The sequence below is a fragment of the Stutzerimonas zhaodongensis genome (assembly GCF_003696365.1).
Classification (GTDB): domain Bacteria; phylum Pseudomonadota; class Gammaproteobacteria; order Pseudomonadales; family Pseudomonadaceae; genus Stutzerimonas; species Stutzerimonas zhaodongensis.
The window spans coordinates 951,488-974,399 of the sequence record NZ_RFFM01000001.1 but is presented as its reverse complement, the minus strand read 5'-3'; the positions used below and the strand labels follow the sequence as shown (position 1 = coordinate 974,399).

General features: G+C 59.6%; 23 protein-coding genes. 13 read left to right on the top strand and 10 right to left on the bottom strand.

Translation table 11 applies throughout. The features are described from left to right. Positions 1-5 precede the first annotated feature (5 nt). The 6 genes from EA797_RS04360 (at position 6) to EA797_RS04340 (ending at position 4,943) form a co-directional block, all read left to right on the top strand. The gene (locus EA797_RS04360; protein WP_122163931.1) at positions 6-245 is read left to right on the top strand and encodes a hypothetical protein; all 240 of its coding nucleotides are present in this window, start codon (positions 6-8) and stop codon (positions 243-245) included. Next, positions 242-475: a hypothetical protein gene (locus EA797_RS04355; RefSeq protein WP_122163930.1), complete on the top strand. Its 234-nt coding sequence runs from the start codon at positions 242-244 to the stop codon at positions 473-475. The genes EA797_RS04360 and EA797_RS04355 overlap by 4 nt, the downstream gene beginning before the upstream one ends. After that, positions 472-3,225 (top strand): toprim domain-containing protein, encoded by a 2,754-nt coding sequence (locus EA797_RS04350; RefSeq protein ID WP_122163929.1) that lies wholly within the window; start codon positions 472-474, stop codon positions 3,223-3,225. Before EA797_RS04355 ends, EA797_RS04350 begins: the two co-directional genes overlap by 4 nt. Positions 3,226-3,314: 89 nt before the next feature. Next, positions 3,315-3,461: a hypothetical protein gene (locus EA797_RS21765; protein ID WP_167468763.1), complete on the top strand. Its 147-nt coding sequence runs from the start codon at positions 3,315-3,317 to the stop codon at positions 3,459-3,461. A gap of 14 nt (positions 3,462-3,475) precedes the next feature. Next, positions 3,476-3,673 carry a DUF7696 family protein gene (locus EA797_RS22175; RefSeq protein WP_122163928.1) on the top strand — a complete coding sequence of 66 codons (198 nt, stop codon included), beginning with the start codon at positions 3,476-3,478 and terminating at the stop codon, positions 3,671-3,673. A gap of 100 nt (positions 3,674-3,773) precedes the next feature. Beyond that, entirely contained in the window at positions 3,774-4,943 is a 1,170-nt protein-coding gene (locus EA797_RS04340) for a tyrosine-type recombinase/integrase (protein WP_122163927.1), read from the top strand. Between the two features lie 295 nt (positions 4,944-5,238). Here the strand turns inward: EA797_RS04340 and EA797_RS04335 are convergent, their stop codons facing one another. From EA797_RS04335 to EA797_RS04310, 6 genes are all read right to left on the bottom strand, one after another. Then, positions 5,239-6,234 carry a peptide ABC transporter ATP-binding protein gene (locus EA797_RS04335; RefSeq protein WP_122163926.1) on the bottom strand — a complete coding sequence of 332 codons (996 nt, stop codon included), beginning with the start codon at positions 6,232-6,234 and terminating at the stop codon, positions 5,239-5,241. Then, positions 6,224-7,252 (bottom strand): ABC transporter ATP-binding protein, encoded by a 1,029-nt coding sequence (locus EA797_RS04330; RefSeq protein WP_122163925.1) that lies wholly within the window; start codon positions 7,250-7,252, stop codon positions 6,224-6,226. Before EA797_RS04330 ends, EA797_RS04335 begins: the two co-directional genes overlap by 11 nt. Positions 7,253-7,304: 52 nt before the next feature. After that, complete coding sequence (locus EA797_RS04325; RefSeq protein WP_122163924.1) at positions 7,305-8,216, bottom strand: ABC transporter permease subunit; 912 nt, start codon at positions 8,214-8,216, stop codon at positions 7,305-7,307. A gap of 12 nt (positions 8,217-8,228) precedes the next feature. Continuing rightward, on the bottom strand, positions 8,229-9,239 hold the full coding sequence (locus EA797_RS04320; protein ID WP_122163923.1) for an ABC transporter permease subunit: 1,011 nt from the start codon (positions 9,237-9,239) through the stop codon (positions 8,229-8,231). A gap of 167 nt (positions 9,240-9,406) precedes the next feature. Next, positions 9,407-11,008, bottom strand: a complete 1,602-nt coding sequence (locus EA797_RS04315; protein WP_122163922.1) for an ABC transporter substrate-binding protein — start codon at positions 11,006-11,008, stop codon at positions 9,407-9,409. A gap of 250 nt (positions 11,009-11,258) precedes the next feature. Further along, positions 11,259-11,822, bottom strand: a complete 564-nt coding sequence (locus EA797_RS04310) for a cupin domain-containing protein (RefSeq protein ID WP_122163921.1) — start codon at positions 11,820-11,822, stop codon at positions 11,259-11,261. Between the two features lie 162 nt (positions 11,823-11,984). On the opposite strand from EA797_RS04310, the gene EA797_RS04305 reads away from it, so the two are divergent. The 3 genes from EA797_RS04305 to EA797_RS04295 all read left to right on the top strand — a co-directional run bounded on the left by EA797_RS04305 (position 11,985) and on the right by EA797_RS04295 (position 15,570). Further along, complete coding sequence (locus EA797_RS04305) at positions 11,985-13,214, top strand: M24 family metallopeptidase (RefSeq protein ID WP_122163920.1); 1,230 nt, start codon at positions 11,985-11,987, stop codon at positions 13,212-13,214. 108 nt (positions 13,215-13,322) lie between these two features. Then, positions 13,323-14,225 carry a drug/metabolite exporter YedA gene (gene yedA, locus EA797_RS04300; protein WP_122163919.1) on the top strand — a complete coding sequence of 301 codons (903 nt, stop codon included), beginning with the start codon at positions 13,323-13,325 and terminating at the stop codon, positions 14,223-14,225. 157 nt (positions 14,226-14,382) lie between these two features. Further along, the gene (locus EA797_RS04295) at positions 14,383-15,570 is read left to right on the top strand and encodes an MFS transporter (protein ID WP_122163918.1); all 1,188 of its coding nucleotides are present in this window, start codon (positions 14,383-14,385) and stop codon (positions 15,568-15,570) included. Between the two features lie 68 nt (positions 15,571-15,638). Here EA797_RS04295 and EA797_RS21760 read toward each other — a convergent pair whose 3' ends face one another. Further along, positions 15,639-15,809: a hypothetical protein gene (locus EA797_RS21760; protein ID WP_167468762.1), complete on the bottom strand. Its 171-nt coding sequence runs from the start codon at positions 15,807-15,809 to the stop codon at positions 15,639-15,641. A 411-nt stretch (positions 15,810-16,220) separates the two neighbouring features. On the opposite strand from EA797_RS21760, the gene EA797_RS04290 reads away from it, so the two are divergent. Continuing rightward, positions 16,221-16,538, top strand: a complete 318-nt coding sequence (locus EA797_RS04290) for a con-10 family general stress protein (RefSeq protein WP_122163917.1) — start codon at positions 16,221-16,223, stop codon at positions 16,536-16,538. 332 nt (positions 16,539-16,870) lie between these two features. Here the strand turns inward: EA797_RS04290 and EA797_RS04285 are convergent, their stop codons facing one another. Then, a complete protein-coding gene (locus tag EA797_RS04285; RefSeq protein WP_208644424.1) occupies positions 16,871-17,923 on the bottom strand; it encodes a DUF1615 domain-containing protein in 1,053 nt (350 codons plus the stop codon). A gap of 399 nt (positions 17,924-18,322) precedes the next feature. Between EA797_RS04285 and EA797_RS04280 the strand changes: the two genes are divergently transcribed. Continuing rightward, positions 18,323-19,189 carry an AraC family transcriptional regulator gene (locus EA797_RS04280; protein WP_122163915.1) on the top strand — a complete coding sequence of 289 codons (867 nt, stop codon included), beginning with the start codon at positions 18,323-18,325 and terminating at the stop codon, positions 19,187-19,189. On the opposite strand, the gene EA797_RS04275 is transcribed toward EA797_RS04280, so the two are convergent. Continuing rightward, positions 19,171-19,758: a LysE family translocator gene (locus EA797_RS04275; RefSeq protein ID WP_122163914.1), complete on the bottom strand. Its 588-nt coding sequence runs from the start codon at positions 19,756-19,758 to the stop codon at positions 19,171-19,173. The genes EA797_RS04280 and EA797_RS04275 overlap by 19 nt on opposite strands. Before the next feature lie 228 nt (positions 19,759-19,986). Between EA797_RS04275 and EA797_RS04270 the strand changes: the two genes are divergently transcribed. Both EA797_RS04270 and EA797_RS04265 read left to right on the top strand, forming a co-directional pair. Beyond that, positions 19,987-20,658, top strand: a complete 672-nt coding sequence (locus EA797_RS04270; protein WP_122163913.1) for an HAD family hydrolase — start codon at positions 19,987-19,989, stop codon at positions 20,656-20,658. Positions 20,659-20,948: 290 nt separating this feature from the next. Further along, complete coding sequence (locus tag EA797_RS04265; protein WP_122163912.1) at positions 20,949-22,355, top strand: DegQ family serine endoprotease; 1,407 nt, start codon at positions 20,949-20,951, stop codon at positions 22,353-22,355. 125 nt (positions 22,356-22,480) lie between these two features. Here the strand turns inward: EA797_RS04265 and EA797_RS04260 are convergent, their stop codons facing one another. Then, a complete protein-coding gene (locus EA797_RS04260) occupies positions 22,481-22,891 on the bottom strand; it encodes a DHCW motif cupin fold protein (protein ID WP_244214058.1) in 411 nt (136 codons plus the stop codon). Positions 22,892-22,912 lie beyond the last annotated feature (21 nt).

Sequence of the window (22,912 nt, the reverse complement as noted above, 5' to 3'; positions counted from 1 at the left end):
CTTTTATGTGCGACATCACCGTAGAAATCAGACTCAAGCGACCCCAGGCCGAAGCCTATCTGCGCTTTCTGACCAACCAATATGAGCTGCTGATGGCGGCCTGCTGGTACGACGACAAGTACCGCTACACGCCGGCCGGCTTCCGAGGCCCGCGCATCCTTGAGGACCACCCGCATATCGCTGGCCTGAACCGCACCATGCGCGAGCTGGTGAAGCAGTTGAAGGAAGCGGGGGTGCCGGCATGAGCCGTTTGTTGCCGGTATGCGATGCCATTGCCGCGAACGCTGCGCGCTATCTGTTTGCAGGCGCTCTGCAGGCGCTTCGGGAAGCTGACAGCGATGAGGCTCGCCTGCGCGCATCGTTTGTCCTCAATGGCCATCTGGACAGTCTGTGGGAATGCAGCCTGCTCAGCGGACATGAATGGAAGGAGGCGAACGCCGAGGTTTACACGTTCGTCTGGGGGCCACGCCCATGAAGTCGATGGACCACGGCATCCGCACCGAGGTGCTCGCTCGTCTCGAAACACAGTTCGGCCTCAAGCGCGTCGGTGGCACCAATTACATGCGCAAGGGTGAATGCCCCAGCTGCAACAAGCGCGAGCTGTTCAGCCGCTTTGATGAGCCCTGGTTCATCAAGTGCGGCCGGGAGAGCAAGTGCGGGCAGCAGTGGCACGTCAAGGAGCTGTTCGAGGATCTGTTCGATGACTGGAGCAAGCGTGCGCCGGCGACTGAGCGGGACCCGACCGCCACGGCCAACAGCTATCTGCAGGGCGCCCGTGGTTTCCACCTGGAGCTGATCAAAGGCTGGTACACGCAAGAGACGTATTTCAGCCGCGAGCTGGGTATAGGCTCGGCCACGGTGCGCTTCCCGCTGGATAAGGGCGGCTACTGGGAACGGCTGATCGACCGGCCGCACCGCTTCGGCAAGCAGAAAGCTCGCTTCGCTCCGGGCCAGTCCATGAAGGGCTACTGGTGGTGTCCGCCGAGCGTCGATCTGCTCCAGGTGCGCGAGCTGTGGATCGTCGAGGGCATCTTCGACGCCATCGGCCTGCTGCACCACGACATCGAAGCCGTCTCGGCGATGAGCAGCAACGCCTTCCCGGCCGAGTCCCTCAAAGCGCTGGCGAAGGCCTGCGCGGACGCTGGGCAGAAGCTGCCGAAGCTGGTCTGGGCGCTGGACAACGAGCCGGGCGCGCATCGCTATACGCGCCGCTGGGTGCGGATGGCCAAGGAGCTGGGCTTCACTTGCGAGGCCGCGCAGATCCCGCAGGGCGATCGGAAGGTGGACTGGAACGATCTGCATCAACGCTGGATGTTCCTGGACGAGGACAAGCGCGCCGACCAGATAGAGGCCGACATCAAGGCCGCCCGGTACCAGGGCGCATTGCTGATCGCCGAGAGCGCCGCAGAGAAGGCGCTGCTGATGTACGACTGGAACAAGCGGGGCGAATTTCACCTGGGCTTCGGCAACCGCATGTACTGGTTCAAGTTGGACCTGGAGAAATTCAACCGCGCCATGCAGGACCTCGAGGGCAGCGACGACCACGATGATCAGCTGCTCAACGATCGGCAGATGCGTGAGAAGGCGCTGCAGCAATCCGGCAGCGTGATCGAAATCGCCAACTGCTACCCCAAGGCGCTGTATTTCCAGCGCAACGAGGTGACGGACGAGGCCTGGTACTACTTCCGCGTCGACTTCCCGCACGATGAGCCGACCGTGCGCAACACCTTCACCGGTGACCAGGTGGCGGCTGCGGCCGAGTTCAAGAAGCGCCTGCTCGGCATGGCTGCGGGCGCGGTGTTCACCGGCAGCGGCAGCCAGCTCGACAAGATCATGAAGGACCAGCTCTACGGGCTGAAAACAGTCAAGACGATCGATTACATCGGCTACAGCAAGGAGCACGGCTGTTATGTATTCGGCGACCTGGCCGTGCGCGGTGGCGTGGTGGAGAAGGCCAATGCCGAGGACTATTTCGAGTTCAAGCAGCTGCGCCTTAAAACACTGCAGAAGTCGATCCGCCTGGAAATCGCCCGTACCGACGAAGGCTACCGCGCCGAGTGGGTCGACTGGCTGTGGACCTGTTTCGGTGCCCAGGGCATCGTCGCGCTGGCCTACTGGTTCGGCTCGCTGTTTGCTGAGCAGATCCGCGTGGAGTACCAGTCGTTTCCGTTCCTGGAAGTGACCGGCGAGGCCGGCGCCGGTAAGTCGACCTTGCTGATGTTCCTCTGGAAGCTGCTGGGCCGTCCGGACGAGGAGGGGAAAGACCCCTCGAAAATGTCCAAGGCGGGCCTGCGCCGCTGGATGGGGCAGGTATCCGGCATGCCACTGGTATTGCTCGAGGCCGACCGCAGCGACACCGACCGCACCGCCGCAAAGGCCTACGACTGGGACGAGCTCAAGCCGCTGTTCAACGGCGGAACCCTGGGCGTAACTGGTGTGAAGACCGCCGGCAACGAAACCTATGAGCCACCGTTCCGCGGCGTGATCGTCATCAGCCAGAACGCAACGGTAGCGGCGAGCGAGGCGATCCTCACCCGTATCGTTAAGTTGCACTTCGTGCGGCCAGAGGTCACCAGTGCCAGCCGCGCCGCCGCGGACAACCTCAACCACCTGAGCGCGATGGACGTGAGCCACTTCCTGCTGATGGCGGCGAAGGGCGAGCAGAAGATCATGGAGCTCTTCCGCGAGCAGGTGAAGGTGCACGAACAGGCGTTGCGCGAGCTTAAAGAGATCCGCATCGAGCGAATCATCAAGAACCACGCCCAGCTGCTCGCCCTCGTCGACGCACTGCGCCTGGTGGTCAACCTCACCGATCGCCAGCACGCCGCGGCCCAGCGCGAGCTGACCGCCATGGCCGTGGCCCGGCAGAACGCCGTGAATTCCGATCCGACCGAAGTGGCCGAGTTCTGGGAGGTGTTCGATTACCTGCAATCGCTCAACGACGAGCCCGTAGTCGACCACAGCAAGAAGCCGGACCAGATCGCCATCAACCTCAACGAGTTCTGCGAACGCGCCGCCGAGCATAAACAAAAGCTCGCCGACATCGGCACGCTGCGCAACCTGCTGCCCAACAGCCGAAGCCGCAAGTTCATCGAGAAGAACCGCGCCGTGGACAGCGCCGTCCGCGACGCCTTCAACCGCCGCAACCCCATGTCCGGCCGCTGCCCCACGGTGAAGTGCTGGATCTTCCAAAACCCCGACGCGGCCCGGCGCGGCAACGCCTGACCGAGTCGTTCAAACCCAAGGAGAAGCACCATGCAAGACTATTACTACAAATCACAGGCTCCAAAGACGGTGATAGAGGAGTGCGACGCGTGAGCTCGAATCACTACGACGATGATGAAGGCGGGCTGAGCCTCCGCGCTCGTCTGGCTATGAGCGGTTGGGTCGGCGGAGGACTGGCTGCGTTGTTGACCACAGCCAACCATCTGCCCGACCTGTTTCTGCTACTCGCACGCTGAAAACTAATGCACCCGTGAGCAACAACCCGACAGATCGTCAGCAGCGGCTCGAGTGCGAGGCCAGAACCTGGCTTCGCAAGGGCTACGTCACAGCTGACAAGTTCACCGAGCTCAGCGCGATCATCACTAAGCACCAAGGCGCCGCTGGCGCTGCGCACCTGGTAGTAGAAATGCGCCGCCTTTGGCGTCGCCGCTCGGGGTGGCTCACCTAGAAATCAACCCAACAGATTCTTGGCCCGGCAACGGGCCATTTCTGTTGCTGGCACTGGTGCGCTCGTACAGTGCCGCATCACCGATAGCGTGGGGACGCAAATGGCAAATGGAGTGGAGATTCGCGGCAAGGCAATCCGGGTTTATTTTCGATTTGAAGGCGATCTGTGCAAGGAGCCTTTCCCGGGCGAGCCGACGCCTGGAAACATCGAGAGGGCAGAGCGGCAGGCCGCCATCATCCGGCATGAGATTAAGGCCGGCACCTTCGTCTATGCGCGCTGGTTTCCGGAGTCGGTACGGGTCAAGTCCGGCACGTTTTCTCACTGGCTTGACCTATTTCTGGATATCAAGCGCAACGAGCTTGCACCGTCTGCGATTCGCAGCCATGAAAGCCGCATCAAGAACCACATCCGACCGCAGTGGGGCGAACGCCAGGCAGAGAGCATCGATTACCTCGAAATGCAGGCATGGGTGCAGAAGACGCTCATGCCGAAGCTGCACAGTAAGACCGTCCGGGAAGTCGTCGCGCTGACGCGGCAGGTATTTCAGCTTTATCGCACCAAGAACCAGGCGGCCTATGACCCAACCGAGGGCATCGTGATCCGCCAGCCTGATGCGGAGGATCCGGACCCGTTCACACGCGAGGAGATCGACGCCATCCTGGCGGCCGAGTCGCCCGATCGGCAGCAGGAGCTCAACCTAGTGAAGTTCATGATCTGGACCGGTCCGCGCGTGTCGGAGGCGATCGCGTTGGCCTGGGAGGATGTCGACCTAGAGACGGGCGAGGTGACGTTTAAGCGGGCCCGGGTGCGCAGTGCCTACAAGGTAACCAAGACGCGCCGCTCGACTCGCAAACTGAAGCTGCTGAAACCGGCGCTCGAAGCGCTGCGCGATCAGGAGAAGCGAACAACGGATATGCCGAAGGTTGAGATCGCGGTCACCGATCGGGACAACCGGACGATCCGCAAGCAGCAGGTGCGCTTCGTCTTCCACAACTCGCACACCAACGGGGCGTACTCGACCTCGGACAATCTACGCAACGGCTGGTGGCTGCAGCATCTGAAGCGGGCAGGGGTACGGCACCGCGGCCCGAACCACTGCCGGCATACCTTCGCCAGCCAGATGCTGACCAGCTGCGCGGTACCGATCGATTGGATCGCGGCGCAGATGGGGCACACCTCGACGGCGATGATCCTTCGGCACTACGGCAACTGGATCAATCAGGACGCCACCGACATGACCAGCATCATCGAGCAGCGCCTCGGCTTGTAACGCGTCATTTCCCGCCAAACCACGCTGCAGGCCGCTATTTCAGCGGCCGCAGCGCCCGCAATGTTCCCAAAGTGTTCCCAAAACGTTCCCAAATCGCGACTCGGCAAGGTTAAGCGCCCGGTTTATGCGTCATCCCGCGGGGTTGGCGACGAGTTCGAATCTCACCTCCTCCGCCATATCAAGCAAAAGGCCCCGTACTCCGGGGCCTTTCGCGTTTCAGCCATTCAAAAAAATGCTGGCCGGTTGGGTTTCTCTTTTTCGAATTGGGCATTTGGCCGAGATGCGCTCGGCCAACTCAGTTTCGGTCGCCAACGGTTTCAGCGTAATGGCAGGCTACCAGTCGCCCGTCCAGGGGTCGGAACGCCGGGACTTCAGCGCTGCAGCGTTCGGTAGCGTGCGGGCAGCGGGTGTGAAAGACGCAGCCGGTCGGTGGGTCAAGCGGGTTGGGCAGTTCGCCGCTGACCTTGATCTTCGGCTTTGCAGCGTCAGGTCGGATGCTTGGTGTGGCCGCCAGCAACACCTGAGTGTAGGGGTGCAGCGGTCGGGTATAGATCAGCTCGGCGGGGCCCATTTCCATCGGGCTGCCGAAATACATCACCAGCACCTTGTCCGCAACGTGGCGCACCACGGCCAGATCGTGGGAGATGAACACGTAACCGGCGTTGAACTGCTCCTGCATGTCCATGAACAGGTTCAAGACCTGCGCCTGGATCGAGACATCCAGCGCCGATGTAGGCTCGTCAGCGATCAGCACCTTGGGATTGAGCATCATGGCGCGGGCCAGCGCGATACGTTGGCGTTGGCCGCCGGAAAACATATGCGGGTAACGCTGATAGTGCTCGGGCCGCAGCCCGACCTGCTGCATCATCGATTGAACGCGCTCACGCCGTTCGCTGCGTGACAGACCGGTGTTGATCACCAAGGGCTCGGCCAGCTGGTCGCCGATCTTCTGCCGCGGGTTCAACGAGGCATAGGGGTTCTGGAAGACCATCTGCACATCGCGCCGCAGCTGTTTACGCTGTGCGTTGTCGGCACCCGCCACTTCCTGACCCGCAATCTGCAGCGAGCCGGAGGTCGGCTCTTCGATGAGCGTCAGTGCGCGGGCCAGGGTGGACTTGCCACAGCCGGACTCACCAACTACTGCGAGGGTCTCGCCAGCCTGCAACTCGAACGAGACGCCGTTGAGTGCGCGCACCGTGGCATTAGGTTTGAACAGCCCGCGGGAGATTTCATAGTGGCGGGTCAGCTCACGTGCTGACAGTACGCTTCCAGTCGATGATTCAGTAGACATGTCGATCTCCCGGAGGCTGGCTCAGACGTTGCGCTTCGGGCAGCACCTCGGGTGTCTCGCCAGGCGTCATGTTGCGTGGAAAAAAGCAGCGGACTTCGCCGCGGTCATAAGGCTCGAGCGCTGGCCGCTCCTGACACCGAGGCTGCGCATAGGGGCAGCGTGGGGAAAGCAGACATCCCGAGGGACGGTCATAGCGCCCAGGTACGATGCCGGGAAGTGTCGCCAGTCGGCGGCTATTGGCATGCTCCGGGATCGAGGCCAGCAACGCCTCGGTGTATGGATGGGCGGGGGCATCGAACAGCTGCGGCACCCGGCCGGTCTCCACCGCTTGTCCCGCATACATCACGCAGACGCGCTGAGCGGTTTCGGCCACTACAGCCAAGTCATGGGTGATCAGGATGAGGGCCATGTTCTGGTCGCGCTGCAAGTTCAGCAGCAGATCCATGATTTGCGCCTGGATGGTCACGTCGAGTGCCGTGGTCGGCTCGTCGGCGATCAAAAGCTGCGGCTCGCCTGCGATTGCCATGGCAATGGCCACCCGCTGGCTCATGCCGCCGGAAAGCTGGTGGGGGAAGGCGTCCAGACGACTCGCGGCGCCGGGGATCTCTACCCGCTCAAGCAACTCGAGCGCGCGTAGCCGTGCGGCTTTGCCCTTGAGGCCCAGATGCTGGCGCAGCACTTCCTCGATCTGGAACCCCACCGTGTAACTGGGATTGAGCGCCGTCATCGGATCCTGAAAGACCATAGCCAGGTCCTTGCCGATCAGCCGCCGCCGCTGGCGACCCTTGAGCGTCAACAGATCCTGACCAGCAAACTGTAGGCGGTTGGCGGTCACTTTTCCTGGCGCGTCAATCAGCCCCATCAAGGCCATCATCGTGACCGATTTGCCGGAACCGGACTCACCGACGATGGCAAGCACTTCGCCTTTGTCGACGTTGAGGTCAAGCCCGTCGACCACTGGCGGCGCGCCGTCATCACCGAAGCGTACGGACAGATTCTGAATTTCGAGGAGGCTCATGGGCGATTGTCCCTCGCGTGCGTAAGTCTTGAATCAAGCATCGACGAGCACCTCATGCGGCGTTCTTCAGTTTCGGGTCAAGCGCATCACGCAGCCCGTCACCGAAGAGGTTGATTGCCAGAACGCTCAGCAAGATCGCCAGGCCTGGAAGGGAAACGACCCACCAGGCGCGTTCGATGTAGTCGCGCGCCGAGGCCAGCATCGTGCCCCACTCAGGCGTGGGTGGCTGAACGCCGAGCCCGAGAAAGCCCAGCGCGGCTGCGTCGAGAATCGCCGAGGAAAAACTCAGTGTGGCCTGGACGATCAGCGGCGCCATGCAGTTCGGCAATACGCTGATGAACATCAAGCGCAAGGTGCCGGCGCCGGCCAGTTTAGAGGCCGTCACATAGTCGCGGTTGAGCTCGGTCATCACCGCCGCTCGGGTCAGGCGCACGTAGGAGGGCAGAGACACGATGGCGATGGCGAAGATGGTGTTGATCAGGCCAGGGCCGAGGATCGCAACGATCGCCACGGCCAGCAGCAGCGAAGGCAGCGCCAGCATGATGTCCATCAAACGCATGATGAACGGACCAAGCCGGGTCGGCGAAAAACCTGCAAGCAGGCCGAGCAGGATGCCCGGTACGAGAGAAAAAACGACCGAGGCCAAGCCGATAAGGAGCGAGAGACGGGCGCCGTGGATCAGCCGCGAGAGCATGTCTCTGCCCAGTTCATCGGTGCCCAGCAGGAACTGCGACGTACCGCCATCCTGCCAGGCCGGCGGCGTGAGCAGGAAATCGCGGAACTGCTCTGTGGGGTTGTGAGGCGCCAGCGCTGGAGCAAACACCGCGCATATGATCAGTAGCAACATGAAAATCAGGCCGCCCAATGCGCCTTTGTTTCGGCGGAAGGCTGTCCAGAATTCACCCAGTGGCGATGGGTAATAGGTTGCTGGCTCAGCGGCCGGCAGGGTCTCGATGCTATTCATGCTTCGGCCTCCTTAGCGCTGGTGGCGAATACGGGGATTGGCCAGGCCGTAGAGGATGTCCACGGTGAAATTGACCAGGATGACGAGGCAGGCGACCAGCAGGATGCCGTTCTGCACCACTGGGTAATCGCGTGCGCCGATGGATTCGATCAGCCACTTGCCGATGCCCGGCCAGGAAAAGATGGTTTCGGTCAGGACTGCGCCTGCCAGCAGTGTTCCGATCTGCAAGCCAAATACTGTCAGCACCGGAATCAGCGCATTGCGCAAACCGTGGACGAACACCACGCGATTGGGCGAAAGGCCCTTTGCCCGGGCGGTGCGTACATAGTCTTCGCGCAACACCTCAAGCATGGCCGAGCGGGTCATTCGGGCGATTACGGCCAGTGGAATGGTCGCGAGCACGATCGCGGGCAGCACCATGTGATGGAGGGCATTGAGGAACGCACCTTCTTCGTCGCTGAGCAGGGTGTCGATGAGCATGAAGCCGGTGACAGGCTCCACGTCGTATAGCAGATCGATTCGGCCTGAAACGGGTGTCCAGCCCAGGCCAACGGAGAAAAACATGATGAGGATGAGGCCCCACCAGAAAATCGGCATTGAATAGCCGACCAGCGAAATGCCCATGACACCGTGATCGAACAGCGAACCGCGCTTCAATGCGGCTATCACGCCAGCTAACACACCAAGGGTGCCCGCGATGATCAGCGCTGCGAAGGCCAGCTCAAGGGTGGCAGGGAAAAGCGTGGTGAACTCGGTCCATACACTGGTGCGGGTCCGCAGCGACTCACCGAGATCGCCCTTAGCCAAATTGCCGATGTAGTCGAAATACTGCAGGTAGAGCGGTTTGTTCAAGCCCAGGCGTTCCATTGCCTGGGCATGCATTTCCGGATCGACCTTTCGTTCGCCCATCATCACTTCTACCGGGTCACCCGGGATCATGCGAATCAGGGCGAAGGTGAGAAGGGTGATGCCAAAAAAAGTCGGAATCAGCAGGCCCACTCGGCGGGCAATGAAGCTGAACATCGTTGCAGAACTCCTGGTCAGCCGACGCCCGGTATCGGCGCAGCCCTTGGATTGGCGCGTTCATCTCTGCGACTGGTACGGCTGTCGGCGGTGATCTGAATATCGCGAATGACAGAGCGCGTCAGACAGGCACGACAGGCAAGCCGGCTGGCCTGTCGTTGCCGCTATCAGCGCTTGTTTTCTACGCCATAGAAGGAGTTACGTCCGAACGGACTGATCTCGAACCCTTCGACGCTGTTGCGCATCGGTTGGTAGACGGTCGAGTGGGCAATTGGCGTGATCGGCAGCTGTTGCTGGATGATCGCCTGAGCCTTCTTGTAGAGCTCGGTTCGCTCACCCTGATCGGTGATGCGCTTGGCGTCCTTGACCACTTTGTCGTACTCGGCATCGCACCACTTCGACCAGTTGTTGCCATCAACTGCGTCGCAGCCGTAAAGGGTGTTCATCCAGTTGTCGGGGTCGCCATTGTCACCGGTCCAACCGATCAGCATCGCATCGTGCTCGCCGGCATGGCCGCGCTTGATGTACTCGCCCCATTCGTAGCTGACGATGCGAGCTTTGATCCCGATCTTGGCCCAGTCGGACTGAATCATCTGAGCCATCAACTTCGCGTTGGGGTTGTAGGGGCGCTGCACCGGCATCGCCCATAGAGTGATCTCGGTGCCTTCAGCAATACCTGCCTGCTTGAGCAACTCACGTGCTTTGTCAGGGTTGTATTCGGTGCCCTTGATGCTCTCGTCGTAAGACCACTGCGTCGGCGGCATGGCATTTACGGCCAGTTGGCCTGCGCCCTGGTAGACGGCCTCGATGATGGACTTCTTGTCCACTGCCATGTCCAGGGCCTTGCGGACCTCGACCTTGTCGAGTGGCTCGTGCAGTACGTTATAGGCGATGTAGCCCAGATTGAAGCCAGGCTGGCTGGGGACTGCGACGTTCGGATCCTTCTGCAGCGCTTCGATATCGGCTGGACGAGGATTTAGCGTGATCTGACATTCGCCGGCGCGCAGCTTTTGTGCACGTACCGACGCATCGGTGGTGATGGCGAAGATCAGGTTGTCGATCTTCACATCCTCGGGATTCCAGTATTCCTTGTTGCCTTTGAAGCGTATCTGCGCGTCTTTCTGGTAGCGGCTGAAGACGAATGGCCCGGTGCCGATCGGCTTCTGGTTGATCTGCTCGCTCTTGCCCGCTTTGAGCAGCTGGTCGGCGTACTCAGCCGAATGAATCGCGGCGAAGTTCATTGCCAGGTTCTGGATGAAGGCCGCATCCACATGGTTGAGCGAGAAGCGCACGGTCAGGTCATCGAGTTTCTCGACCTTGGTGATGTTCTTGTCCATGCCCATGTCTACGAAGTAGGGAAACTCGCTGGCATACGCTTTGCGGAACGGATGCTCCTTGTTCAGCATTCGCTCAAAGGTAAAGAGCACGTCGTCGGCGTTGAACTCGCGGCTGGGCTTGAAGTAATCGGTGGTGTGGAACTTGACCCCAGGCCGCAGATGAAAAGTGTAGGTAAGGCCGTCATCGCTGACTTCCCATTCGGTCGCCAGCGCGGGGAGGGCGCGAGTACCGCCTCGCTCAAACTGGGCAAGCCGGTTGAATACGGTTTCCGAGGCGGCGTCGAAATCTGTACCGGTGGTGTACTGTCCGGGATCGAAACCTGCGGGGCTGCCTTCGGAGCAATAGACCAGGTTGCTGGCGGCGTAGCTCAAGGGCGAGCCAAGAATCAGCCCCGCGGCGAGCAGAGCTCGGATGGACGTGTTGTTTCGCATGCAAACCTCATTCTTTTTTATGTTCATCGAGGATTGGTCTCGTGGACCGAACAGTGGCTCACTGCACGCCGGTGCCGCCGTCGGGGGTTGCCCACTCGGCGCAGAACACTGTTGGCGACGGGTTCCGTATGAACCAGCCTAGCCTGCCTCGAAATTAAGTCATGCTGAAAACAGGGTCAACCGAAATTAAGCGGCACTAAATTTCGATGACGGCGTTTCAGTGATCGGAAGTAAGCAATAGCAGTGCCACTTAGCGAGTGGTGAGGTCGTCGAACAATCCCATGGTGGTCACCGTCAGCACTTCGGCAATCTGATCCCCAACATTTGCCAGATGATGAGGTTTGCCCGCATCGAAATGTATGGAGTCGCCACTCGCCAGCGGGTAGTCACGTCCGTCCACTGTGTAGACGATCCGACCGGAGAGCACATAGGCGAACTCTGCCCCTTCATGAGCGATGAGTTCGGACTGATAGCCCACCGGCATGCTCACCTTGACTGCATTGAGCAGGTTGCCCGGAAAGCTCGTCGATAGTCGCTCATAGGCCAAGGGCTGGCCCTCGATCGTATAGCGGACGCGCTCGCCTTGATGGGAGTCCGGCTGCGCTTGGCTAGGCTGGTCGAATAACGAATTAAGTGGTACGCCTAGCGATTTCGCAATGTTCGCCAGGGAGGAAATCGAGATGCCCGTGAGGTTACGTTCGGCCTGGGAGAGAAAGCTTGCCGTTAGCCCCGACTCCTTTGCCACCTGATTCAGAGTCTTGTTGGCGGCACGTCTGTGGCGGCGCAAACGTTCGCCGATTCGATCAACTGTCATGGGAGCCCGCCCTGTCAAATGGGGCCAGTATACGGCCAGCGTAAAGGCGTCACGCCAGTCCTGGTTATGGCATTTTCGCGGGAAGCTTGAAAAAAGCTTTGCTTGAAAAATTAAGCTGTACTTAAATTCGGCGGACTTTCAGTAGGTAACTGGGGAACAGGTATGACCATCGGTGTCGGCGGCAGCACGCAAGAAGAGGCGCTAGAACGTCTGCGCAACATGCTGGGTGGCGTCGAGCCGATAACGCTTGCCGAATACGAGGTGCGCATCGCAAAGGCCCAACGGCGTATGGAGCAACTCGGACTTGATGCAATTTTTCTGAGTGCTGGCGCCAACCTCGAATACTTCACTGGGGTTCGCTGGAGCCCAAGCGAGCGCATGGTTGGTGCAATCTTGCCCACAAAGGGTGCGCTCGAGTACCTGGCGCCGGCCTTCGAGGAAGGCACCATCCGCGATTTCATGATCGTTGAAGGGGCCGTCAACGGGTGGCAGGAACATGAAAGTCCTTATCGGCTGCTATTGGACTGTCTGCGTCGCATGGGCATCGAGCCGAACACCAGCATGCGCCCATGCATTGGTCTCTGCCCATCGCTGCCTTTTTTCATGTTTGACGGTCTGCGCCTGCTCGATGCCGGCTATGCCTTCACCGATGCGAGCGTGATCACCGGGTACTGCCGCCAGCGCAAGTCCAGCGCCGAACTGGCATTGATGCAGCGAGCCAAGGACATGACGCTGGAAGTGCACAAAGCGGCGGCCAGTATCCTGCGCGAGGGCATCAGCACGACCGAAGTGGTTCAGTTCATCGAGCAGGCGCATCGAGCAGTCGGCGCACCGGGGTCGACCTTTTGTATCGTGCTGTTCGGCCAGGCGAGCGCGTTTCCCCATGGCGTGAAATACCCTCAGACTCTCAAGCAGGGCGACATGGTGCTGATCGATACCGGCTGCCGGGTGCATAGCTACCTGTCGGATATCACCCGCAGTTACGTTTTCGGCCAGCCAAATGAACATCAACGGGCAATTTGGGCATTCGAGAAAGAGGCTCAGCTTGCAGCATTTGCTGCTGCGCAATTAGGTGCCCGTTGTGAGGAAGTAGACGAAGCCGCACGAAGTTCACTCGAGGGTTGTGGCCTTGGTCCTGGCTATCAACTGCCGGGGCTGCCACATCGAACTGGCCATGGAATCGGGCTTGAAATTCATGAAAGCCCGTACCTGGTGCGCGGCGATCAAACTCCGCTCGACGTGGGCATGTGTTTCAGCAATGAACCCATGATCTGCGTGCCTGGCGAGTTCGGCATTCGCCTGGAGGATCATTTCTACATGGCCGAGGACGGCCCGCGCTGGTTTACCGAGCCGAGCTACAGCATCGATGACCCTTTCGGCCTGAACCGCTAGCCGCCAAGGCGCGAACTGCACTGCCAAACAGAGACGTGGCTGTGCTTATCGCTGTGCATGCGGCCTACCTAAAATGATGGGTCATCAACACCCATCCGGGACCGCCCCATGCCATCGCGTCGTATCCCTTTGCTGCTCATGGGCGCGTTCCTCGCGCTGTATCTGATCTGGGGTTCTACCTACTTCGTGATCCGAATTGGCGTCGAATCCTGGCCGCCGATGCTGCTGGCTGGGCTGCGCTTCGTCATTGCAGGCAGCCTGATGTTCGCCTGGCTGCGCTGGCGTGGTGCGCCGCTACCTACGGCGAAGCAGTGGCGTTCCTGCGCAATCGTTGGCGTGCTGCTGCTCAGTTTCGGGAACGGCGGCGTGACGGTGGCCGAACATCTCGGTGTGGCTTCGGCCGTCGCGGCGCTTGCGATCGCAACCGTGCCGCTGTTTGCTTTGCTGTTCGGCTTGATCTGGGGCCAGCGCACCACGGGGCTGGAGTGGGGCGGGATCGTGCTTGGGTTGATCGGTATAGGGCTGCTGAATCTAGGCCACAACATGCAGGCCAGTCCGTTGGGTGCGGCGATCGTGCTGCTCGCCGCAGCAAGCTGGGCGTTCGGGTCGATGTGGAGCCGCCACCTCAGCCTGCCGAGCGGGGCAATGGCCAGTGCTGCGCAAATGCTGATTGGCGGTGCCGTACTGCTGCTTGGCAGCGCGGCAACCGGCGAGCGCCTGCAGCAGGTGCCGGCCATGGCAGGCTGGATCGCGCTGGCCTACCTGACGTTCCTTGGCTCCATCGTTGCCTTCAGCGCTTACCTCTATTTGCTCAAACATGTACGTCCCGCTGCGGCCACCAGCTACGCCTACGTGAACCCGGTGGTGGCGGTGCTGCTGGGTATCAGCTTTGCCGGTGAGCGTATAGGTCCCGAAGAATGGCTGGCGATGACGGTGATCGTAAGTGCGGTGGTGCTGATCGGATTACCACAATGGCGACCAAAGGTGGATACCGCAATCAAGTCAGTTTGAATGAGTGCTGCAAAGCATCGCTGGGGTTGTATGATGACTTGCTCTGAGGGAGTATCCAAACCATTCAAAGGTCAGACGTTGAGCGTGCCGGCTCGATAATCGATACCTGATTGCAGCGGCGCACCTCTATCGCTTCATCCCACCGACAGGCGACCCGATGTCCGCTGCGAAACAACCGGCTACCAACGACACTTTCTTCATCCTGTCGCTGGTCATATTCAACTTCATCTCGTTCATCTCCATTGGTATTCCACTGGCTTCGTTGCCGGGCTATATCCATGAAAGCCTGGGTTTCAGCACAGCGATCGCGGGGATGGTGATCGGTGCGCAGTATCTGACAACCCTGCTCTGTAGACCCCTCGCCGGACGGCTGGCAGACGAGCGGGGCGCGAAGAAGACCGTCCTGATCGGTATGGCGTCCGGCCTGATAAGCGGCGTGCTTCTACTGGCGTCCGCGTTGCTCGAATCCTGGCCGCTGGCAAGCATCGGGGTGATGGTCGCGAGCCGCTTGATCCTTGGGTTTGCACAGAGCCTCATAGGAATATCGGCGATTACCTGGGGCATCAGCCGCTTGGGCGCGGAAAGCACCGCGCGAATGATTTCCTGGAACGGCGTGGCGGCGTATGGCGGTGTGGGGATCGGCGCTCCGCTGGGCGTGTTCTTGGCCCAGTCCCTTGGGCTTTGGAGTCTTGGTGCGGTAACGATGGGCCTGGCTACTACAGGATTGGTGCTGGCCTGGCGGCGGGGCGACGCGCCACTCAATCCCGGTAAGCGCTTGCCATTCGGAAAAGTACTGTGGAAGGTCGCCCCGCCTGGTATCAGCCTGGCGCTGGCGACCATTGGTTACGGCACCCTTACCGCGTTCATCGCACTGTATTACAACGCTCGGGGCTGGGACGGCGCAGCTTGGTGTCTGACCGCTTTCGCCTTTGCCTTTATCGGGACACGCTTGTTGTTCCCCAATCTGATCAACCGTGTGGGCGGTTATTCGGTGGCCATGGTGTGTCTGGTGGTCGAGATATTCGGTCTGCTGTTGCTCTGGCTGGCGGAGGCGCCAAGTTTCGCCCTGGCTGGTTCGGCGCTGACTGGCTGCGGGCTTTCGCTGCTTTATCCAGCGCTGGGCGTGGGCGTTGTGTCTCGTGTCGGAGTTGCCAATCGCAGCTCAGGACTCAGCGTTTTTGCGATGTTCTTCGACCTGTCGTTGGGTCTGTCTGGTGCATTAATGGGGCTATTGGCCGCGTACATTGGTATGCAGAGCATTTTCCTCGGCGCGGCTGTGGTCGCAGTCGGCGGGCTGCTCATTGTATGGCTGCTGCTCAGGCAAGAGAGGGCGGCGCAGCTGTGAACGTTTGGCTTGCCCGCAACGGGTCGCGCCTCGACAAGCCCATATCTAAAGTCGCCAGCCGATAGGCGCTACTGGGCGACCGAGCACATCTGAACATCCAGCTCGGCTCGTTTTGCCAAGGCTACAGCGCTGGGACGGTTATCCGTTTTGCTGCGCTGCAGCTGTTTCCAGAACTCCAATGGCTGCTTGGTACTTTGATCGGAATGCTTCACGAGTCTTTCAAGGGTCTTGCTGCTCATACCGCCTCCGAGAGTTCATTCGAGTAATGGTTAGAGAGTCGCATCCTTGCGCCAGCCGTCGCGGCTTTCCTTACGGCTGACAGTGCCGAAAATGGATTACAGCTTGTTGACAAATCGGACCCGACCGTTCCATCGGACGGACGGCAAGACAGGATATATTTTGGCTGGGTGGCACTTTGAATCCATATTCCAATAGACGCGGCGCCGGTGCTGCATTTGCCGTTTCGTTGCTATTACAGCGCAATCGGATTCAGCGATTCTGCGCATAAGAACTTCGATTTTATATATATCGCCGCTTATCGTCTCATGGGGCGTCTTTAGAACTCTTGCCCGCTTGTTGCTCTCCTAACAGTGTGGTGGTTGTAGTGCTGCCGCCACGCTTCGTTTATACCAAGTAACTGGAGAAATCCCATGTCGAATGATAAGAGCGGAAATCCGGGTAACTTTGCAAACGATCGCGAGAAGGCTTCCCAAGCGGGCCAATCAGGCGGTCACAACAGTGGTGGAAACTTCGCAGATGATCCCCGGCGCGCTTCTGATGCAGGCCAGAAAGGCGGCCAGAACAGCGATGGTAACTTTGCCGATGATCGTCAGAAGGCTTCAGAAGCAGGACAGAAGGGCAGACAGAGCAGCAGCGGCGGTGGCAATTTTGCAAACGACCGCGAAAAAGCTTCAGAAGCCGGCCAGAAGGGCGGCCAGAATAGCCACGGTGGCGGCCGCAACTCCTGATGGGCAAGGCTATCGCTAGCCAGATAAGCGACGGGGCTCGGTTAGGCGAGCCCCGTTTTTAGTTAGTGATTGCTTATCTGCTAAAGTCAGTTTGATGCGCCGGTGTCGAGGGTGAGCATTGATTTAACCAGACATATCTAATTGCTAACTGATATATATTGGCTAGATGCTCATTATGAAGATGCTGCACTGCATCCAATCTGTGCATCCGTTGGGTCGATGGGTTTGCGTCGTCCTGTTACTTATAGAGGTAACTAAGAGGCGCAGCCGGATTGCTAATGTGCAATTGCAAACTATCCTCGTCAGCTTTATTTATGGCTTGCTTAAGTAGTTTACCCACCGGCGCGTTTAATACACGCGACGTAACGGTCATTAACGCGGTTGGCGAACCAGGCCGTCGTCAAGTTGCGAGTGATCTTCGGGCTTTCCAGACGAATACCGGGGAGCACTGCACGCGGTAGCGGCTTACCAGCTCGCTTCTCTGCTAACGCGAACACGCGTTTATAGAGTTCGGTCTTTTCAAAACCATGAGTGTCGCCGCGCTCCAAAGCATTGCGGATTGCGCTTTCACTCATGTCCAATTTGCTTGCTAGCGAACGAACGGCCATTTCGGTCTGACCGACTTTGCTGCTGCCATGAATGATGAGATCGCCATCCAGCGCCAATTTGGTGCTGGTCAGTCGACTCACGGCATTTTGAAACGCCGCATTACGGCTCGCATACCAGCCTGCGTTGAAGTCAGCAAAACGATACAGCGGTTCTGTATAACTGGCCGGATAGTCGAGCAAGTGGGCGATGCCGAAGTACATACCGCCACGCCGAGTGAATACTTCATCGCGGATCGAGCCCTTGCGCTCATAGGGATACTCCCAACGACGGTCTTCGGCGAACGCAATGCTGACCTGCATCGGTCCGCCAGTCTTCACCGGGTTGAGCGTGCCGAATAGCTGTTTGCCGAGCGGCATGATGCCGAGGAAGTCGTCGAAGATCGCGCTCAGCTGTTCTTCGGTACGCACAGCTGCAAGTCGCTGGCTGTAGGTCTTTCCGTTCGGTGACTTCACATCGAGCGCCGCATCAACAACGAAGCGCGGGACATGCAGCCGGGATGCGCGGCGGTAGATTTCTTCCCGAGCGATTTTCGATAGACCCGGAACCGGCGGTGTCGCCTGAAATGTGGATTCCTGAACAGTGACAGCTAGCACCGAGCAGATATTTTCATTGTTTGGCGGAATATCCAGGGCATCGAATGCCGAATAGATATCAGTGGCCCAACCCTGCCGGTCCGGAATGTTGCTGGGTATCAGCCGGACGATCTTCGCTTTGACCTCGTCTGGCCGCGGCGCTGGCACTTCCGGCTGTTGCGTACCGCAGCCGGCCAGGGCCATCAGTACTGCCGATATAACCACGGCTGTGAAGGATCCAGGGACGCCGGTTCTGGCTGACGCGCGGGGCGCCCCTGTGCTTAAGGTAATAATGCGCTTCGAGATTTGAAGACTCATGGGGCCCTGATTCATGGATAAGTAGGCTTCGGACAGTGAAACAGACGAAGCCGTTCTGCGGCCTGCTTGGTGCGATAAGTCGTTCAGGGCGATGTTTTTCACCATCTACCGTGCTTCGGGCTTCGGTGGTGCATTACCAGTGGCGCCCACGCATTTCCCGGAAATCTGCCAATAATAAGATCGGCTAACGTTTCGGTTTTTCTGCATTATCCGATCCGAGCGCCATGTAAAAAGTTGCCCAGGCCGCTAACCTTAAGCGCTCAGCTACACGGTGAAGGTGTTGCCATGGCTCATGCGACGTTCGATGATCAACCGGTACGTGCTAAATCCAGTTTCTGGCGCGATCCCAGCTTGCCGTTCATCGAGGCACGAACGGTATTGGATGGTCGAAGCGTCTGCTATGCACGGCACAGCCATGAGACATTTTCCATCGGGCTGATCGATAGCGGTACCAGCAGCTATATCAACGGGGAGTACCAGTGCCGGATCGAGGCGGGCACGTTGGTCTTGATGAACCCCGGGGACGTCCATGCGTGCAACCCAATCCAGAATCAGCCCTGGGCTTACCGAATGCTCTATGTCGACACGGCCTGGCTTAGCGGGCTTCAGGATGGACTGGGCATGGCCGGCGTCGGCTTTCGCCGCTTCTCTGCGATTCTGACGCGCGATCCGCGGTTGCAAGTTGGCTTCGATCGGTTTTATTCAGTGCTCACCGACGAAGACGCGGCGCCGCTGCACAAGGAGGATGCTGCCGTATCGTTTTTCACTTCCCTGCATGAGCAGCTGGGGTTCGAGAAGGTCGCCCCAGTGAGTGATGCGAAGCTGCAGCGCGCTGCGAAATTCATCGCTGAGAACTACCCGCGGTCGCTCATGCTGGACGAGATCAGTCATGCGGCAGGTGTTTCGCCGTCGAGCCTGATTCGTGCATTCAAGAAGCACTTCGGTATGACTCCGCATGCTTATCTGACCAACCGTCGTGTGCAATTCGCGCGCTCCGAGTTGCGGCATGGCCGGCCTATCGCGGATGTTGCGCTGGCGGCAGGGTTTGCTGACCAGGCGCACCTGCAGCGTGCCTTCAAGCAATTGCTGGCGGCGACGCCGGGGCATTACCGCGACGCTCGACGCACCCAGCGTCAGGGCAACAGCAAGTAAAGCGCACATCCCAGCAGCAACGCGGCCATAAGACGGTTGAACAGGCGCAGCCGGGCGGGCTCCTGAAGGTAGTGCTGCAGAAATGTGCCGGCGTAGGCCCAGCACGCCAGCGATGCATAGCAGATGACGAAGTAGATGGCAGCGAAGCGTCCAACCGACATGAGATCGCCTGCCGCGGCGAACAATCCCATGCCCGCCACCGATGCCAGCCAGGCTTTCGGGTTGAGCCATTGCATCGCCGCGCCGTGAAGCAGGGAGGGCGCAAGTGCAGGCTTGTCAGTTGCCAGGTGGCCGTCGTCGGTTGCCAGGCGAAACGCCATATAAACCAGGAATGCAACGCCAGCCAACTTGATGGATGCGGTCAGCCATGGCCAGCGAGCCAGCAGCTCGTTCAGTCCCAGGCCTATCAACAGCAACAACCCTGTAAAACCGATAGTCGCCCCGCTGACGTGGCGCATGGCCTGACGTAAGCCAAACTGCGCGCCAGCGCTAAGCGCAACGATATTGACGGGGCCGGGTGTGATGGAAGAGGCCAGCGCAAAGGCCGCCATGGACAGCAAAAGACTCATTAAAAGCTCCTGAAGAATCATGAGAGATGACGGCGAAGATAGAGCGCGCGGCTGGGGCGGTATTGAAGAAAATGCGCATGTCGGGATTGCTAGCGATGGGGCACTAAGCAGCCCCCATCGTGGGTAAACCTCCGGATATAAAACTCGGCGGACCCATTGCAGTCCAAGCCCTGCCTCCCCTCGGGGAGCCGCTGCATAACGACTGCGCTTCAACCAATGGGAGACCCAATGGCCACAATCGATCTGCTGATCAGTGACTGCGACGGCGTGATCGTCGACAGCGAAATCATCAGCCACCGCGTGCTGTTCGAGGCCTTGAGCCTTCATGTACCGGCCGAGCGGCTGCACGAAGCGCTGGAGGGCACCTTTGGCCTGACCGTGCCGAGCATTATTGATCTGATAGAAAAGCGCTTCGACCTGAAGCTGCCGAAGACTTTCGATGAAGATCTGCGGCGCCAGTCGGAAAAAATCGTCGCAGATGAAGTTCAGGCGATCCCGGGCGTTCGCGAAGCTTTGATAGGGATTGAGCTGCCGCTGGCCGTCGCGTCCAACAGCCGGCTGCACAATGTCGAGTCATCCCTGCGCCGCGCCGGACTGATCGAGCGCGTGGCGGGCAATATCTTCTGTGCCGAGATGGTGCCTTCGCCCAAGCCTGCGCCGGATGTGTACCTTCTCGCTGCAGAGCGCATGGGGGTTGCACCTGGACACTGCCTGGTGGTCGAAGACAGCCCGACCGGCGTATTGGCCGCTCGAACCGCAGGGATGCAGGTAATCGGCTTCACCGGCGCAAGCCACATTCCGGCAGGCCATGATGTGGCGTTGCGTGAACTGGGCGTTGCCGCCGTGATCAGCGATATGCGCGACCTGCCTAAGACTGTCGAGTGGTTCCTGTCACGGTGAGGCAGTACGGCAATTTCGATCCCGGCATTGGCTGTTGTAAGCGCACCTTGTGCGCAAACCTTACTTTTCCTTTACGTCCGCTACACACGAAGCTGACTTTCTTGAGCGTAGAGTCTGCATCAGGCTGATGGAACGGCCGGCTCCCTTAGGTGGGTTTGCCGCGAACAGGCTGTCGGCTATAGAGTCAGCACCGTGCGCGCGGCAACCCGCTGCTTTTTTTGATCCGGATCCGCTGCGGCGCGAAACCCGGTTGCTTCATCCTTTTTTCCATCGTGGAGAGACTCGTCACCATGATTCCTCGCAAGAATTTTCTGGCTGCAGTGGCCGGGCTGGCGTTGTTCGGACAGACGCTCATCGCCAATGCCGACCTGCCGGACTTCACTCCGCTCGTCGAAGATGCTTCCCCAGCGGTTGTGAACATCAGTACCAAGCAGAACCAACCCGTGCGCGGTGCGCAGGCGCAAATGCCTGATCTGGAAGGCATCCCGCCAATGTTCCGTGAGTTTTTCGAGCGCGGCATGCCGCAGCGGCCAGACCGTCGCCGGGAAGCGCAATCACTCGGCTCCGGTTTCATCATTTCTAAAGATGGTTACGTTCTGACCAACAATCATGTGGTTGCGGATGCTGACGAAATCATCGTCCGTCTACCGGATCGCAGCGAGATGCAGGCCAAGCTGGTCGGCGCTGACCCACGCAGCGATGTGGCCTTGCTGAAGATCGAAGGCGACGAGCTGCCTATCGTCAAGATCGGTTCTTCCGAGGCGCTGAAAGCAGGCGAGTGGGTTGTGGCCATCGGCTCGCCGTTCGGCTTCGATCACACCGTCACTGCGGGTGTAGTCAGCGCAACGGGCCGCAGCCTGCCGAACGAGAGCTACGTGCCTTTCATTCAGACGGACGTGGCAATCAACCCCGGCAACTCTGGAGGCCCGCTGTTCAATCTGAAAGGTGAGGTCGTGGGTATCAACTCGCAGATCTTCACTCGCTCCGGTGGTTTCATGGGGCTGTCGTTCGCCATTCCGATCGACGTCGCCATGGATGTTGCCAATCAGCTGCGTGAAGACGGCAAGGTCAGCCGCGGTTGGCTCGGTGTTGTCATTCAGGAAGTGAACAAGGACCTGGCGGAATCCTTTGGCCTGGAACGTCCTGCCGGTGCGCTGGTCGCCCAGGTGATGGATGGCGGGCCGGCGGCAAAAGGCGGCCTGCAGGTTGGCGACGTGATTCTGAGTGTCGACGGTAAATCCATCGATATGTCCGGCGACCTACCTCATCTTGTCGGTGCAATGAAACCGGGTAGTAAAGCCAAGCTCGACGTAGTGCGTGACGGCAAGCGCAGGTCCTTGACCATCGAAGTGGGCGCGCTGCCAGAAGATGGTGACCAGTTGGCTTCGGCCGGTGGCCCGGGCAGCAGTACCAAGAGCAACAATCGCCTCGGCGTTGCTGTGACCGAGCTGACTGACGCGCAACGCCAACAGCTGGAAATCAATGGCGGTGTGGCAATCACCGAGGTCAGTCAGGGGCCCGCCGCGATGATCGGTATGCGTCCTGGCGACATCATCACGCACCTGAACAATGAAGCGATCGATTCGGTGAAGAAGTTCACCCAGGTCGTCAAGGACCTTCCGAAGAACCGCTCGGTATCGATGCGAGTGCTCCGTGACGGTCGAGCCAGTTTCATAACCTTCAAACTGCCCAAGTAACCCTTCGGCAACGCGATAAAGAAGGCCCGCCTTGTGCGGGCCTTCTTTATTTCCTTGGTCTGGACTGGCGCGCGCTACGCTTTCTGGATCGGCTGTTTGCTGGAATAGCAACCAGCCGGTTCTGATCAATCCACCACGAACAGCTTGGCTCCCGTGGCGGTTGACGAGCGATGGGTCTCGGCATTGTCGGCAACTTGATAGCTCATGCCTGGGGTGAGTATGAAGCGGCGCCCGTCCTCCAGTTCCGTGTGCAGTTCGCCTTCCAGGCAAAACAGGATATGGCCTTTGCTGCACCAGTGATCGGCAAGGTAGCCAGGGCTGTATTCCACGATCCGCACACGAATATCCCCAAATTGTCGACAGCGCCAGGTTGCCGTACCCATTTCACCGGCATGCTCGCCGGGCTTTACCGTTTGCCAATCCGTGATGCCGAAGGAATGTCGTTCAGCTGCATAGGGTTCGAGCTCCAGTTGGTTTGCTATCAGGGGGGCGTGGCGGGCCGGCATCGCCGAGGCACAGCTCGGGAGGCTCATCATCCGCATTTTGTCATGAGGAGC